The sequence below is a fragment of the Citrobacter portucalensis genome, from assembly GCF_002042885.1.
Classification (GTDB): domain Bacteria; phylum Pseudomonadota; class Gammaproteobacteria; order Enterobacterales; family Enterobacteriaceae; genus Citrobacter; species Citrobacter portucalensis.
On record NZ_MVFY01000001.1, the window covers coordinates 257,556 to 271,490 of the forward strand.

The following is a 13,935-nucleotide window of genomic DNA, read 5'->3' on the forward strand; positions in this document are numbered from 1 at the left end:
AAAACTCATTCTTTGTTCAGATCGCTAAGCAGCACGGCAATGCTTTGACCGCCGTTGGTTTGCTCAAGCGCGATTTTCACGATGATGGTCAGCGGCACAGAAAGCAGCATCCCCACGGGACCGAGCAACCAGCCCCAGAAGATTAACGACAGAAATACTACCAGCGTGGACAGCCCCAGCCCGCGGCCCATGATCCGCGGCTCGAGGATATTCCCGAATACCAGGTTGATGACCAGATAGCCTGCCAGAACCACCAGCGCATCGTAAAGACCGCTGAATGCCAGCACCTGAGCAATAGGGGGAATGGCCGCCAATACAGAACCGATATTAGGGATGTAGTTCAGGGCGAAGGCCAGTAATCCCCAGACAAAGGCAAAGCGCACATCCAATGCAGCAAGCATGCCCCAGGCGACCAACCCGGTCACAATGCTGATTGCCGTTTTAAGCACCAGATAGTGGGAGACGCTGTCGATGGCGCGTTGAATCGCCGCCATACCTTCAATGGGGCGACTCATCATTTGTTTGAGTTTGTTGGGCAGTTGCGGTACTTCCAGCAGCATAAAAACTACCGTCAGTAGCAGTAAAAATATCGATGACATAGCATTTGAAAGCTGCGCCAGTAAATTGGTCACCAGCGTCATTGCCGCGTTCGGATCGATATATTTGACGAGCTCGTCCACGGAAACGCCGATCCCTGCGCGTTGTAACCATGGTTCAAGATTTTTCAGTGGGATAACCAGTGAAGAGCGATATTGCGGTAGCGTTCGCGCAAGTTCATTTAAGGATGTACCTAAATACGCCAACAGCAGCACCATTAACATTACAATAATAACGATAAGCAATGACACCGCAATTACGCGCGGTATGCGAAGCTTGACCATCCGCTGCACCACGGGATTGAGCACAACGGCTATAAATAACGCCAGAATAAAGGGGACGATGATATCTGCGGCAAAGCGAATACCGCTCAGGATGATAACCAGCATGCCCAGCATAATGACTATTTTTAGACCGTTAAGCGTGATGATCGGTTTCGCCATGTGTATTCCCGCATTTTTCATTTTTGAATCTGCATAATAATGTGATTTGCGTCGAGCCGTTATAACAAAAATCAAACGGGGCAGGTAAAGAAGTGAAAAGACTTTGAGTTCGTCTTGAAGCTATGATACAAATCATCTGTGTTTAACTACCGAGGACAATTATCATCCGCGATGATGAGAAGCAACACTGCGGATAATTGTAATATTATGGACAATATGTTCAGGATGTTTTTGCGTTTACCTACACTTCTTCGTACCTCCTCCACTTTCTTGCTTGCGGGTGAGCAACACTGGCGCAACGCGCTTTAGTCCCTTCTTCTGCCTGAGCTGGCGCTGTGCGCTGAGCTAACTAATTTTATTTTTTGGTTTACTGCATGCAGTAGGCCTAAAGGACTATATTCTCAAGCAGGAGAAGCATCATGTTTTACTGGATATTATTAGGTCTGGCCATCGCGGCTGAAATTACTGGTACGCTGTCAATGAAATGGGCAAGCGTTGGTCATGGTAATTCAGGCTTTATTTTAATGCTGGTAATGATCGCCTTATCATATATTTTTCTTAGTTTCGCTGTTAAAAAAATTGCCCTTGGTGTGGCCTATGCCTTGTGGGAAGGTATCGGTATTTTATTTATTACGCTGTTTAGTGTGTTGTTATTTGACGAAACCTTGTCCACGATGAAAGTGGCTGGACTGGTCTCGCTGGTATTAGGCATTGTGCTGATTAAGTCTGGTACTCGAAAACCTGCCAAAACGAGCAAAGAGGTGACCCATGCAGCAGTTTGAGTGGGTTCATGGTGCCTGGCTTGGCATGGCCATCGTGCTGGAAATAGTCGCTAACGTCTTTTTGAAATTTTCTGATGGATTTCGCCGCAAGGTTTATGGCTTGCTGTCGCTGGCTGCCGTGTTAGCGGCCTTTAGCGCGCTGTCGCAGGCGGTAAAAGGTATTGACCTTTCTGTTGCCTACGCTTTGTGGGGCGGGTTTGGGATTGCCGCGACGTTAGCGGCTGGTTGGGTGTTGTTTGGTCAGCGCCTGAATAATAAAGGCTGGATCGGCGTGGCGCTGCTGCTGGCCGGAATGGTGATGATTAAACTTGCCTGATATCCGTGCTGCCCGTTAATGCGGGCAGCATATGTTACTCCTGCGCCAACTCTTCCAGCTTATCGCGAAAACCGGTCACGGATATGGCGCGATTATCGGCTCGCCAGCGATCTTTCGCCGCCGGAGCGGAGCTTTGTACGCCAATCAACTGCCAGCCTGAATCTGTCTTCAGCATCAACGGTGAACCGCTGTCGCCCGGGAGCGTGTCGCACTGGTGCGACAAGACGGTATTCTGCGCCCAGCCGGTCACCACGCAATCCTGATGGGTGTACAAATCGTCCAGATGATCTTCCGGATAGCCCGACTGTGTGACTTTGCGATCGGCGGTTTTCAACGCCGCGGTTAACGCCGCTTTATCACCTTCAAATAATGGTAGGGGCGTGATTCCGGAAGGCGGGTAACGCAGCACCACCAGACCAAAATCCCACGGGGCTGCTGATGGCGGCACAATCCAGCCATCGCCATCGGCTTTCAAACGCTTACCGAGTGAGGAATCAACCCGTCCTTCGATTCCATGGATTTCATAGCGCCAGACACCCTTTTTCGACACAAAGCGTAACGCGACGGCTTTATCCGGCTTGCCTTTCGGTGGAGCGAGCAAGCAGTGTCCGGCAGTCAGGGCCAGATGCGGTGAAATGAGCGTGGCGGTACACAGATTACCACTGGCGGTTTCCAGTTGTCCGATAGCGTCCCACGGTGATTGCGTTGGGTCCGTTACTTTCGTGCGATCGTCATGACCAAAAAACAGCGTTTTTATGCTTTCTGCTTCAGCGGTGGTCGTTGCTGGCTGATCCGCATGCGCAACAACAGGAAAAAAACAAATTGAGCCCAGTAATACAGCAATGGTTTTATGCATATCACACTCTGGTGGGGAATTATGATTATAAACAGCAAACCCTCAGTTAATACTATAGACGGGACGGCGAGAAAGTGGGAGTAAAATCAGATAACTACACTCAGGAAAGATAAAAATGCATGGCAATAAGGGCGCAAATTATCAGAGTAATAAGAATGAACTCAAAGCGGTAATGTGACACCATTTTACCCTCCGAAAGGCGGCGCTACATCAGGTTGATCTAGCGCCGTATGCTATGGCGTGGGGGACGCCATAGTGACTACAAATGCGTTATGCTGCAGGTTGAGCTGCTGGTTTAGCGGTGTCGTGTTTTACGGCTTTTTTGGTGTGTTTTTTAGCGGCCTGAGCTTTCTGCTCTGGTGCTTTTTGTTCTGCTGCTGGCTTGGTTGCTGCTTTTTTGGTGTGTTTTTTAGCAGCCTGAGCTTTCTGCTCTGGCGCTTTTTGTTCTACAGCCGGTTTAGTGGTGGATTTTTTAGCGTGTTTCTTGGCAGCCTGCGCTTTCTGCGGCGCTGCTTTGTGCTGTTTTTTATGATGCGTGGTTTTTGCCGGCGCTGCTTTGGTGGTTGCAGCAGCAGTCGGAGCGGTAGTAGCAGTTGTTTCAGCAGCAAAAGCAGCAGAAGACAGACCCATAGCAGCGGCAACAACCAGAGCTAATACTTTTTTCATTCTCATACCCTCGATTTGGTTTTTCATTCAACCCCACTGCGGGGCCGTTGAAATAACTATATCGCTGTAAACACAGGGCTTCCGTGAGTCATTGGTTTCGGCGTGTAACGATATGTACAATGACTCACGGTATGAGATTACAAATAGCGGGCTTCCAGATGAGAACGGAAATAACGGCTGCTGAGCGGCTCTCCGGTCGCCTGGGTAATAAGCTGTTCAGTAGTAAAGCGGCTGCCATGCTGCCAGATATTCTGACGTAACCAGTCAAACAGAGCACCAAACTCACCTTGGGCAATAGACTGATTCAAATCAGGCAATGCGCGGTTAGCGGCACTGAACAACTGCGCTGCATACATGGCGCCTAAGGTATAGGAAGGGAAGTAGCCAAAGCCGCCGTCAGTCCAGTGAATATCCTGCATACAACCGTTACGATAGTTTCCGATCGTTGACAGCCCCAGCCAGGCCTGCATTTTCTCGTTCCACAATGCCGGGATATCATCCACTTCAATATCGCCATTAATAAGCGCACGTTCGATTTCATAACGCAGGATCACGTGAGCGGGATAGCTTACCTCGTCGGCATCAACACGGATAAACCCGGGTTTGACCTGCTGGTTCCAGGCGATGAAATTGCTTTCTTCAAACGCTGCCTGATCGCCAAAGTGGCGCGTTACAGCCGGAATCAACCGCATCAGAAAGGCTTTACTGCGTCCCAGTTGCATCTCAAAGAACAGACTCTGGGACTCATGAATGGCGGTTGAGCGTGCCAGAGCAATAGGTTGCCCAGACCAGCTGCGTGGCAGGTTTTGCTCATAGCGCGCATGACCGGTTTCATGGATCACGCCAAACAGCGCGCTGAGTAATTCGTTTTCATCATAGCGGGTGGTAATGCGAACATCTTCTGGTACGCCGCCACAGAAAGGATGTGCACTGATATCCAGCCGACCAGCGGTAAAGTCGAAACCTAGCTGTGCCATTGTTTCAAGACCCAGCTCTCGCTGTACAGCTGTTGGGAAGGGACCTACCGGGGCGATGAGCGACTGCTGAGACTGCTTTGCCACCACCTTGTTTAACAGATCGGGCAGCCAGCTTTTAACGTCTGCGAAAAGGACATCCAACTGAGCGCTGGTCATTCCTGGTTCAAAGATGTCCAGTAGCGCGTCATACGGCGAACAACCTTTAGCTTCTGCGCGCAGTCGGGCTTCTTCGCGGCTGTACTTCACAACTTCTTTCAGGTTATCGGAAAATCCTTCCCAGTCATTAGCTGGTCGCTGGCTACGCCAGGCATGCTCACAGCGGCTTCCCGCAAGAGATTTTGCTTCTACCAACGATTCGGGCAACAAGGATGCCTGGTGATGCAATCGCGACATTTCGCGCAGGTTCGCCTGTTCTACATCGTTGAGATCTTCCTGTTGCGCTGCGGCGATCCACATTGCCACTTTCGGATCGGTTAACAGTTGGTGCTCAAGCACGCTCAGCTCGGCCAGCGCTTCGCCTCGGGCTTTACTGCCTCCTGGCGGCATCATGGTAAACATGTCCCAACTGGCGATTGCCGAGAGGTGGGAGAAGCGAGAGAGCCGCTGGAACGTGCGGGTGAGCTGATGGTAATTATCATTGTTACTCATTTTTTGTTCTCGTTCTGTTTAGGTGTGGTTAAGAAGTTTACCGTGATTCACTCACTTTTCATAAACACACCTTTGTACCCGGTTTTCCGCAACAGCTTTTTATAGCGAAAAGCCAGCAGAACCACAAAACAGATGGCGTAGATAATAGGGAGCGGTGATAACACTTTTACCGACCACAGATAATGCAGCGGTAGCAAAATGACGGCCAGGTAGACGTAGTTGTGCAATGTTTGCCAGCGTTTGCCCATTTTACGCTGAGCGGCTTGTGTCGAGGTCAACGCCAACAGGAATAAGATAATCCAACCGGCCATACCCAGCATTAGCCATGGGCGTGAAACCAGTTCACGACCCAACAATCCCAGGTTTTGTATACCCAGTTCCAGCAGAGCATAGCTGGTTATATGCAGTGTGGCCCAGGCAAAGCACCATAAACCTAACAACCGCCGGGTACGAAACAACAAAGGCTGCTTTGCATAGCGCGCAAGCGGCGATACCAGCAGGGTAGCCAGCAAAAACTTCAGCGCGGTAATGCCCGTAAAGTGCTGGATATCTTTTCCCGGGTCGGCACCCAACCCGCCATGCTGCGCGGCCCAGAAGAGCCATAGCAGGGGTATAAAACCGGCGAGATGCAGCAGCACTTTCAGACCGGTTATCTGTTTTGCAGTCAACCTCACTTAAAAATACTCCCGAAGATCCATGCCCTGATATAACGATGCCACCTCATCGGCATAACCATTAAAAGGTAACGTGGGCTGTCGCTGTACATCGAGAATGCCACCCGAACCGATAAAACGCTCAGTAGCCTGAGACCAGCGAGGGTGATCGACCTGCGGATTTACGTTGGCGTAAAATCCGTATTCATTCGGTGCTGACATATTCCAGGTCGTCGGCGGCTGCTCACGCGTCAGCTTGATACTGACTATCGATTTAATGCCCTTGAAGCCGTATTTCCAGGGCACGGTCAGGCGTATCGGCGCCCCGTTTTGCGGTGGCAACGCTTTGCCATATACGCCTACGGTGAGAAGTGTAAGCGGGTGCATGGCCTCATCCAACCGCAGACCTTCGACATAGGGATATTTCAACCCACCGCCAATAAAGCGGTCTTTCTGGCCCGGCATTTCATCAGGGGCGTAGCGTGTTTCAAAAGCGACGTATTTGGCGTGACTGGTTGGCTCAACCAGCGCCAGTAATTTATGCAACGGAAAACCCACCCACGGCACAACCATTGACCAGGCCTCAACGCAACGCATCCGATAAATACGCTCTTCTAATGGAAAGCGTGTGGTCAGCGCATCATGATCTAAGGTTAAAGGTTTGTTGACCTCACCGCTGATGGTTAACGTCCAGGGATCGGTTTTCAGGCTACCGGCATTGGCGGCAGGATCGGCTTTATCCAGACCAAATTCGTAGAAATTGTTGTAGCCCGTCACCTTGTCTTCTGGCGTCAGTGACAGTCTGTTTTGCCAGCGTTCGGGCTTTGTGAACTCAAGCGCTTTGCCTGCGGGTGCGGGTGGACGATCGTTGCCTTTAAACCAATCCAGCAAATTAGCCTGTGTAGGGGAGGACAGCGTGGCCGCAGCAGCACCTATCCCAAGTGCTTTGAGGATCTGTCGTCGTTGCATAAAAAATACTGACTCGGCTGTAACATCTGCTTCCCGAAGTGGACGTTTTTTTAGCATGACTTTTCCTTCTTATTTTCATGTTAAGGAAAACAAGCGACGTTTCCCTGTTGATGTCTGACGTGTCTATAACGACATACTGCTCGCATGCGTATCCCTGGATCCTCACGAAAAGTTAAAAATTTTGTGATAACTTCCGCCCCTTGCCTGAGGTAAGCTTTCAGCACGACGAGAGGGGGATGACACTGATGGCAGGCGCGAAAAAGATATTTTTGGTTGAAGATGACAGCGATATTGCCTCACTTTTGCAGCTTAGCCTGAAGGATGAGGGTTACGAGATTGTTCATGAGGCAGACGGAGCTCGTGCGCTTGAACAACTGGAGAAACACGTCTGGGATGCCGTTATCCTCGATCTGATGCTGCCGGGTGTCGACGGGCTGGAGATCTGTCGTCGCATTCGCCAAATGAGTTTTTATTTGCCCGTCATTATCATCAGCGCCCGCACCAGCGAAACGCACCGTGTATTGGGGCTGGAGATGGGTGCCGATGATTATCTGGCCAAACCTTTCTCGGTGCTGGAGTTGATGGCCCGGGTAAAGGCATTGTTTCGTCGTCAGGAAGCGATGAGTCAGAACCTACGTATGGAGGCGGGGATTATCACCGTTCATGGCGTAGAGATTGACCCATTAGCCCGGGAAGTCCGGCTGCATGGTAAATCCCTCGATTTAACGCCGCGCGAATTCGATCTGCTCTATTTTTTCGCCCGTCATCCAGGCGAGGTCTTTTCGCGTCAGGCGCTGTTAGATCAGGTGTGGGGCTACCAGCATGAAGGGTATGAGCATACGGTGAACAGTCATATTAATCGCCTGCGGACCAAAATTGAAAAGGATGCTGCGGAGCCGGAAATTATTCTCACGGTTTGGGGACGAGGCTATAAGCTTGCTGCGGTTAACGCGGAGCATCAGCCATGATTTATCGCCTGTCGCTGAGCCAGCGTCTGACCCTCGTCTTTACCGCCATTATGCTGATTTGCGCGGTTACCGTCAGTGTTGTCCAAATCCGCAGCAGTAAACAGTATGGCGACGCCATGGTGCAAAGGCTCTCGCTGGAGCTGGCGAGCAAGATTGTCAAAAGTGAGTCGCTTATTGATACCAGCGGGCAGATTAATCGCCAGACCTTAAAAGGATTGTTTAATCACCTGATGACGCTTAACCCCAGCGTGGAGCTGTATCTGATTTCACCGTCAGGTGACATACTTGCTGATGCCGCACCGCCGGGGCATATCCAGCGGCAGAAAATTAGCGTACAGCCGATACAGGATTTCCTTAACTCAGCTGCGTTGCCCGTCTATGGCAACGATCCGCGTAGCAGCCAGCAAAAGGTATTCAGCGCCGCGCCAGTTTTATATAACGGTGAGCTACATGGCTATTTGTACATTATTCTGCAGGGCGAAGATCTGAATATGCTGGCGAATACCGCCTGGCAAAAAACGCTCTGGAATACCGTTGCCTGGACGTTAATACTGGTTTTATTAGCCGGTGGAATTGCAGGTTTTCTGGTGTGGCGATGGGTGACTAATCCAGTAAAAAGGCTAACCGAACAGGTGGTAAAACTGGAGAAGGACAGCATTGCCGTCATCAAACAATTGGCACAAAAAAATCCCGAACCGGCACCGGAGAATGAAATAGCGCTGCTGAACAATGCGTTTATCGAGTTGGCGCAGAAAATTGCCCAGCAGTGGGATTTATTAGCAGACAGCGATCGTCAGCGCAGAGAGTTTATTGCCAATATTTCGCACGACCTACGCACGCCGTTGACTTCGCTGTTGGGGTATCTGGAAATGCTGTCGCTGAAAGCCGATACGATGACGCCTGAGGAAAACCGGCATTATCTTAGCATCGCGCTGCGCCAGGGGCATAAAGTTCGCCATCTGTCACAACAGCTGTTTGAGCTGGCAAGGCTGGAGCATGGCGGTATAAAACCGCAGCGTGAACGTTTTGCTATTGGTGAATTGATCCAGGACGTGGCACAGAAATTTGATCTCCCTGTTGCCACGCGTCATTTGCAGTTGCACCTTGACGTAACGGGGCCGTTACCGCTGGTGAATGCCGATTTATCGATGATAGAAAGAGTCGTGACGAATTTGCTGGATAACGCTATCCGTCATACGCCTGACGGAGGCGAAGTGCGGCTAAAAGTCTGGCGTGATGAAGACCGTTTGTTAGCCGAAGTGCAGGACAGCGGGCCAGGGGTAGAAGAAGCTGTGCGAGAAGTATTGTTTCAGCGCCCGACCGCGTTAATTCCCCGTGAGCAGCGGGCCGAGCGCGGCGGTCTGGGCTTACTGATCGTGCGTAGAATGCTCGAACTGCATGGAGGAGATATACATCTGGTTAGCTCAACTGCAGGGGCCTGCTTCCGTTTCTCGTTGCCGCTGGCGGATTCTCCTCTGAGTAGTTGACGGTGAAGTTCCGGAGTAAAGAGGGTTTTGGCATTGTACTCATGGGCATTGCGTAAAAGTTGGTAGGTTGTCAGTGATAATGAGAATTTTTATCATGCATAGGTAATTCATCAACTTATCTTCGATGAGCGCAAGGAGATCGTATGTCACAGGATGCCGACAACCTGTATATCGCCAGGACTAAAGCAGTTGCTGGCTGCTTTTCAATGTTTTTACTGATGTTTGGCCTCACGTTTACCCCGTTGTTTTTCCCCGCGAGTCAGGACCTGCTTGCTAAAGGATTACTTTTTCCGCTGCTGTTTGCGCTGGAATTTGTTGTGCTGGTTCCGCTGTATTATTTCTTCTTTAGAAAAAGAGAGGGACTGGGCAAAGGCATTTTCAACGCCAGGTGGTTTGCCATTTTGTTCGCGGGGCTGCTGTTTATTCAGCTTATCCTGCCATTGATTTTGGGGCTCAGACAAACCGAAGCGTGGGTGACCAGCCAAATATCCTTAAGTAGTTATGCGTTGTGGTTATCTACGTTGACCCTGATATTTATCGCGCCAGTTTATGAAGAAATTGTTTTCAGAGGCTGTTTATTCAACGCGTTCCAGTACTGGTTCAATAATAAAACCTGGCTGTCGTCAGTGGTGGTATCGGTCATTTTTGCCATCATGCATACGCAGTATGTGGATCTACGCACGTTGCTGATGTTGTTTCTTGTGTCGCAGGTGTTGATCCTGGCCAGACTGAAAAGCAACGGTCTGTTGATGCCAATTTTGCTGCATATAGTGATGAACGGGACAGTTGTTGCTCTGCAGATGGCGGCTCAGACGTTACAGCCAGGGTGATGAAGGTGATGCCCGGAACCCGGGCATCGCGGATTATACGTGCAGACGATGGTGCAAACGCGCACCGACCAGCAACGCCAACACCAGCATCAGGGCGATAAATCCGCCCACGCCGTTCCAGCCATAGCTGTGCCAGAACACACCGCCCAGCGTACCGGCAATACTGGATCCCAGATAATAGCTGAACAGATACAGGGAAGAAGCCTGGCCTTTAGCGCGTTTTGCTCGTGGTCCAATCCAACTGCTTGCTACGGAGTGCGCGGCAAAGAACCCGGCTGAAAAGAGCAGCATCCCGGCGAAGATCAGCCATAGCGATGTGAACAGGGTCATCAAAAGTCCAACCAGCATCACGCCTGTTGAAAAGAGCATTACCGGGCCACGACCATAACGAGTGGTCATAGAACCCGCCTTTGGCGAACTCCATGTCCCGGTCAGATACGCCACAGATAACAAACCTACAACCGCCTGGCTGAGCTCCCACGGGGAGAGCATCAGGCGGTAGCCGATATAATTAAACAGCGTGACAAACGATCCCATCAGTAAAAAACCTTCCGCAAACAGCAGCGGCAAACCTTTGTCGCGCCAGTGCAAACGGAAGTTGATAAACAACGTTTTCGGGCGCAGCGATGTGGGTCTGAAATGACGGGATTCCGGTAAGATTTTCCAGAACATCAGCGCAGAGGCAAGGGCAAAACAGCCGATCGCCGCCAGCGCGATACGCCAGTTAAAAAAGTCGGTAAACACGCCGCTGATCAAGCGACCACTCATTCCGCCAATTGAGTTACCGCTGATATACAGGCCCATTGAGAAGGCGACGAAACTGGGATGAATTTCTTCACTCAGATAGGTCATCCCTACCGCCGCGACGCCGCTCAGTGAAAGTCCTATCAGAGCACGCATGATTAAAATACCGTGCCAGCTGGTCATCATTGTTGAAAGCAGCGTACAACAAGAGGCGAGCAGCAGCGCGGTAACCATCACCGGCTTGCGGCCAATAGCATCTGAAAGTGGGCCGGTAAACAGTAACCCTATCGCCAGCATCGCCGTCGAGATGGAAAGCGAGATACTGCTGCTTGCGGGAGAAACCCCAAACTCGTGCGAGAGCACTGGCAGTATGGGTTGAACGCAATAGAGGAGGGCAAAAGTCGCCAGTCCGGCGGAAAACAGCGCCAGCGTGACGCGCATAAATGGGGATGTTCCGCGTTTGATAAATCCATCCGGCGGGGTAACTATCTGTTCATCAACATCGCTTGTTGGCGCGGTATCGACAGTTGTTGTACGGCTCACTTGAAATCCTTGCTCATTCAATTACGTCTACAGGACCAGCCTTAAGAGTATGAAAATCACAATATTCTGTCTAATATATTAATAATCTCAAATAATATGTTAAAAATATGAATATCGAACTGCGTCATTTACGTTACTTTGTGGCCGTTGCCGAAGAGTTGCATTTTGGTCGGGCGGCGGCGCGGTTAAACATTTCGCAACCGCCGCTAAGTCAGCAGATCCAGATCCTTGAACAGCAGATTGGCGCCCGGTTACTTGCCCGAACTAACCGTAGCGTGGCGCTGACCTCTGCCGGAAAGCAGTTTCTGGCGGACAGTCGACAGATCCTCGGGCTGGTTAATGAAGCCGCCGCCAGGGCTGAGCGTTTGCATCTGGGAGAAGCAGGGGAATTACGTATCGGCTTTACGTCGTCCGCGCCGTTTATCAAAGCGGTTTCAGATACGTTATCGCTGTTTCGCCAAAGCTACCCGGCAGTGCATATGCAAACCCGTGAAATGAACACGCGTGAGCAAATTGCCCCGCTCAATGAAGGAACGCTGGATTTGGGACTTCTGCGTAATACGCAGCTTCCGGAAACGCTGGAGCGTGAAATCATTCTGCATGAACCACTGATGGCAATGATCCCACGTGCGCATCCGTTGGCGCAAAAACCCGTGGTCACGTTGGCCGAACTGGCGAATGAGCCATTTGTCTTTTTTGACCCCCATGTGGGGACAGGGTTGTATGACGATATTCTGGGCCTGATGCGTCGCTATGGACTGAAACCGACGATTGCGCAGGAGGTTGGCGAGGCGATGACTATCATTGGGCTGGTGGCCGCAGGATTAGGGGTTTCTATACTTCCTGCTTCTTTTAAACGGGTGCAACTGTATGAAATGTGTTGGATCCCGATAGCGGAAGAAGATGCTGTCTCGGAAATGTGGTTAGTGTGGCCAAAGCATCATGAGCAAAGTCACGCCGCGCAACGCTTTCGCGAGCAGCTGCTGGCGGCCGTTCAGGCGATTAATTTAGTTTAAAAATGGGTGAAAATGTGCAGTAAATCACAAGGCTAAGTAAAAAGTTGACGGAAGCCATTGAAGTGCTTCACCATAGCCCGCAGATTATTTCGGAGCGCGAAAATAAAGGGAGTAAGTGGTGGTTGCTGATAGTCAGCCTGGGCATATCGATCAAATTAAGCAGACCAATGCGGGTGCGGTTTATCGCCTGATTGATCAGCTGGGTCCGGTATCGCGTATTGATCTCTCCCGCCTGGCACAATTGGCGCCTGCCAGCATTACCAAAATTGTCCGCGAAATGCTCGAAGCGCATCTGGTGCAAGAGCTGGAAATCAAGGAAGCGGGTAGCCGTGGACGTCCGGCCGTTGGGCTGGTTGTCGAAACGGAGGCCTGGCACTACTTATCCATTCGTATCAGTCGTGGCGAGATTTTTCTGGCGCTACGCGATCTGAGCAGCAAGCTGGTGGTTGAAGATTGTCTTGAAATGGCGCTGGTCAGCGAAACACCGTTGCTGGATCGCGTGATAACCCAGGTCGATCAGTTTTTCATCCGCCACCAGCAAAAGCTGGAGCGCTTAACCTCCATCGCCATCACCTTACCCGGTATTATCGATACTGAAAACGGTATCGTTCATCGCATGCCATTTTACGAAGATGTCAAAGAGATGCCGTTGGGCGAAGCGCTTGAGAACCATACCGGCGTGCCGGTGTATATTCAGCACGATATCAGCGCCTGGACGATGGCCGAGGCGCTTTTTGGCGCATCGCGCGGTGCGCGCGACGTCATTCAGGTGGTGATCGATCATAACGTGGGTGCAGGGGTGATCACTGACGGCCATTTGCTGCATGCAGGCAGCAGTAGCCTGGTGGAGATTGGCCATACGCAGGTCGATCCCTACGGTAAACGCTGCTACTGCGGCAACCATGGTTGTCTGGAAACAATCGCCAGCGTCGACAGCGTGCTCGAATTGGCGCAGGTGCGCCTGAAGCAGTCAATGAGTTCTTCTCTACATGGACAACCGTTAACGGTAGACGCGCTGTGTCTGGCGGCCATGCAGGGTGATTTATTGGCGAAAGATATCATTAGCGGCGTTGGGACCCACGTCGGTCGAATTCTTGCCATCATGGTGAATTTGTTCAACCCGCAAAAGATATTGATTGGCTCTCCGCTCAGTAAAGCGGCAGATATCTTGTTCCCTACCATTGCGGACAGCATTCGTCAGCAGGCGCTTCCGGCTTACAGTCAGCATATAGTCGTTGAAAGTACCCAGTTTACCAATCAGGGGACGATGGCGGGGGCGGCGCTCGTGAAGGACGCGATGTATAACGGTTCTTTGTTGATTCGTCTATTACAGGGTTAACATTTTTTAACTGTTGTACGAAAAATTGCGCTATCTCAAGCTGATCCTGGTCGTCATACCTTAGACTTTCTCCACTGTTTTATTTTCCTGACTTATATTTT

The 13,935-nt window shown here is 50.9% G+C and carries 16 protein-coding genes; 8 read left to right on the top strand and 8 right to left on the bottom strand.

Annotated elements, in window-relative coordinates; genetic code table 11:
• Positions 1 to 5: 5 nt before the first annotated feature.
• Positions 6 to 1,040, bottom strand: a complete 1,035-nt coding sequence (locus tag BZK40_RS01290) for an AI-2E family transporter (protein WP_003832866.1) — start codon at positions 1,038 to 1,040, stop codon at positions 6 to 8.
• A gap of 138 nt (positions 1,041 to 1,178) precedes the next feature.
• On the opposite strand from BZK40_RS01290, the gene BZK40_RS25000 reads away from it, so the two are divergent.
• The 3 genes from BZK40_RS25000 (at position 1,179) to mdtI (ending at position 2,138) form a co-directional block, all read left to right on the top strand.
• Positions 1,179 to 1,349: a protein YdgV gene (locus BZK40_RS25000; protein WP_087050578.1), complete on the top strand. Its 171-nt coding sequence runs from the start codon at positions 1,179 to 1,181 to the stop codon at positions 1,347 to 1,349.
• Between the two features lie 107 nt (positions 1,350 to 1,456).
• The gene (mdtJ, locus tag BZK40_RS01295) at positions 1,457 to 1,822 is read left to right on the top strand and encodes a multidrug/spermidine efflux SMR transporter subunit MdtJ (protein WP_162623449.1); all 366 of its coding nucleotides are present in this window, start codon (positions 1,457 to 1,459) and stop codon (positions 1,820 to 1,822) included.
• Positions 1,809 to 2,138: a multidrug/spermidine efflux SMR transporter subunit MdtI gene (gene mdtI, locus BZK40_RS01300; RefSeq protein ID WP_079934004.1), complete on the top strand. Its 330-nt coding sequence runs from the start codon at positions 1,809 to 1,811 to the stop codon at positions 2,136 to 2,138. The genes mdtJ and mdtI overlap by 14 nt, the downstream gene beginning before the upstream one ends.
• Positions 2,139 to 2,172: 34 nt before the next feature.
• On the opposite strand, the gene BZK40_RS01305 is transcribed toward mdtI, so the two are convergent.
• The 6 genes from BZK40_RS01305 to msrP all read right to left on the bottom strand — a co-directional run bounded on the left by BZK40_RS01305 (position 2,173) and on the right by msrP (position 6,964).
• Positions 2,173 to 2,994 (bottom strand): trypsin-like serine peptidase, encoded by an 822-nt coding sequence (locus BZK40_RS01305; protein WP_079934005.1) that lies wholly within the window; start codon positions 2,992 to 2,994, stop codon positions 2,173 to 2,175.
• Positions 2,995 to 3,094: 100 nt separating this feature from the next.
• Positions 3,095 to 3,178 (bottom strand): small membrane protein YdgU, encoded by an 84-nt coding sequence (gene ydgU, locus BZK40_RS25055; protein ID WP_049259791.1) that lies wholly within the window; start codon positions 3,176 to 3,178, stop codon positions 3,095 to 3,097.
• 86 nt (positions 3,179 to 3,264) lie between these two features.
• The gene (asr, locus tag BZK40_RS01315) at positions 3,265 to 3,660 is read right to left on the bottom strand and encodes an acid resistance repetitive basic protein Asr (RefSeq protein WP_048214236.1); all 396 of its coding nucleotides are present in this window, start codon (positions 3,658 to 3,660) and stop codon (positions 3,265 to 3,267) included.
• A 137-nt stretch (positions 3,661 to 3,797) separates the two neighbouring features.
• The gene (locus tag BZK40_RS01320) at positions 3,798 to 5,285 is read right to left on the bottom strand and encodes a carboxypeptidase M32 (protein WP_008784716.1); all 1,488 of its coding nucleotides are present in this window, start codon (positions 5,283 to 5,285) and stop codon (positions 3,798 to 3,800) included.
• 47 nt (positions 5,286 to 5,332) lie between these two features.
• Positions 5,333 to 5,959: a protein-methionine-sulfoxide reductase heme-binding subunit MsrQ gene (gene msrQ, locus BZK40_RS01325; protein ID WP_079934006.1), complete on the bottom strand. Its 627-nt coding sequence runs from the start codon at positions 5,957 to 5,959 to the stop codon at positions 5,333 to 5,335.
• A complete protein-coding gene (gene msrP / locus BZK40_RS01330; RefSeq protein WP_079934007.1) occupies positions 5,960 to 6,964 on the bottom strand; it encodes a protein-methionine-sulfoxide reductase catalytic subunit MsrP in 1,005 nt (334 codons plus the stop codon). It lies immediately after the preceding gene.
• Between the two features lie 188 nt (positions 6,965 to 7,152).
• Between msrP and BZK40_RS01335 the strand changes: the two genes are divergently transcribed.
• From BZK40_RS01335 to BZK40_RS01345, 3 genes are all read left to right on the top strand, one after another.
• The gene (locus tag BZK40_RS01335) at positions 7,153 to 7,875 is read left to right on the top strand and encodes a winged helix-turn-helix domain-containing protein (RefSeq protein ID WP_008784719.1); all 723 of its coding nucleotides are present in this window, start codon (positions 7,153 to 7,155) and stop codon (positions 7,873 to 7,875) included.
• A complete protein-coding gene (locus tag BZK40_RS01340) occupies positions 7,872 to 9,362 on the top strand; it encodes a sensor histidine kinase (protein ID WP_071446479.1) in 1,491 nt (496 codons plus the stop codon). The genes BZK40_RS01335 and BZK40_RS01340 overlap by 4 nt, the downstream gene beginning before the upstream one ends.
• Before the next feature lie 143 nt (positions 9,363 to 9,505).
• The gene (locus BZK40_RS01345; protein ID WP_071446478.1) at positions 9,506 to 10,192 is read left to right on the top strand and encodes a CPBP family intramembrane glutamic endopeptidase; all 687 of its coding nucleotides are present in this window, start codon (positions 9,506 to 9,508) and stop codon (positions 10,190 to 10,192) included.
• A 33-nt stretch (positions 10,193 to 10,225) separates the two neighbouring features.
• Here the strand turns inward: BZK40_RS01345 and ynfM are convergent, their stop codons facing one another.
• Complete coding sequence (gene ynfM / locus BZK40_RS01350; RefSeq protein WP_003832886.1) at positions 10,226 to 11,479, bottom strand: multidrug efflux MFS transporter YnfM/SxtP(Kp); 1,254 nt, start codon at positions 11,477 to 11,479, stop codon at positions 10,226 to 10,228.
• Between the two features lie 107 nt (positions 11,480 to 11,586).
• Here ynfM and ynfL point away from each other — a divergent pair, with 107 nt between their 5' ends.
• On the top strand, positions 11,587 to 12,495 hold the full coding sequence (ynfL, locus tag BZK40_RS01355; RefSeq protein WP_079934008.1) for a multidrug efflux transcriptional activator YnfL/SxtR(Kp): 909 nt from the start codon (positions 11,587 to 11,589) through the stop codon (positions 12,493 to 12,495).
• A 118-nt stretch (positions 12,496 to 12,613) separates the two neighbouring features.
• Positions 12,614 to 13,834 (top strand): sugar metabolism global transcriptional regulator Mlc, encoded by a 1,221-nt coding sequence (mlc, locus tag BZK40_RS01360; RefSeq protein ID WP_003832888.1) that lies wholly within the window; start codon positions 12,614 to 12,616, stop codon positions 13,832 to 13,834.
• Positions 13,835 to 13,935: the final 101 nt, after the last annotated feature.

Excerpts from the sequence above, each read along its gene's own strand:
- BZK40_RS01290 (WP_003832866.1), bottom strand. The coding sequence starts at position 1,040 with ATGGCGAAACCGATCATCACGCTTAACGGTCTAAAAATAGTCATTATG.
- mdtI (WP_079934004.1), top strand. The coding sequence starts at position 1,809 with ATGCAGCAGTTTGAGTGGGTTCATGGTGCCTGGCTTGGCATGGCCATC.
- BZK40_RS01305 (WP_079934005.1), bottom strand. The coding sequence starts at position 2,994 with ATGCATAAAACCATTGCTGTATTACTGGGCTCAATTTGTTTTTTTCCT.
- ydgU (WP_049259791.1), bottom strand. The coding sequence starts at position 3,178 with ATGGTGTCACATTACCGCTTTGAGTTCATTCTTATTACTCTGATAATT.
- asr (WP_048214236.1), bottom strand. The coding sequence starts at position 3,660 with ATGAAAAAAGTATTAGCTCTGGTTGTTGCCGCTGCTATGGGTCTGTCT.
- BZK40_RS01320 (WP_008784716.1), bottom strand. The coding sequence starts at position 5,285 with ATGAGTAACAATGATAATTACCATCAGCTCACCCGCACGTTCCAGCGG.
- msrP (WP_079934007.1), bottom strand. The coding sequence starts at position 6,964 with ATGCTAAAAAAACGTCCACTTCGGGAAGCAGATGTTACAGCCGAGTCA.
- BZK40_RS01335 (WP_008784719.1), top strand. The coding sequence starts at position 7,153 with ATGGCAGGCGCGAAAAAGATATTTTTGGTTGAAGATGACAGCGATATT.
- BZK40_RS01340 (WP_071446479.1), top strand. The coding sequence starts at position 7,872 with ATGATTTATCGCCTGTCGCTGAGCCAGCGTCTGACCCTCGTCTTTACC.
- BZK40_RS01345 (WP_071446478.1), top strand. The coding sequence starts at position 9,506 with ATGTCACAGGATGCCGACAACCTGTATATCGCCAGGACTAAAGCAGTT.
- ynfL (WP_079934008.1), top strand. The coding sequence starts at position 11,587 with ATGAATATCGAACTGCGTCATTTACGTTACTTTGTGGCCGTTGCCGAA.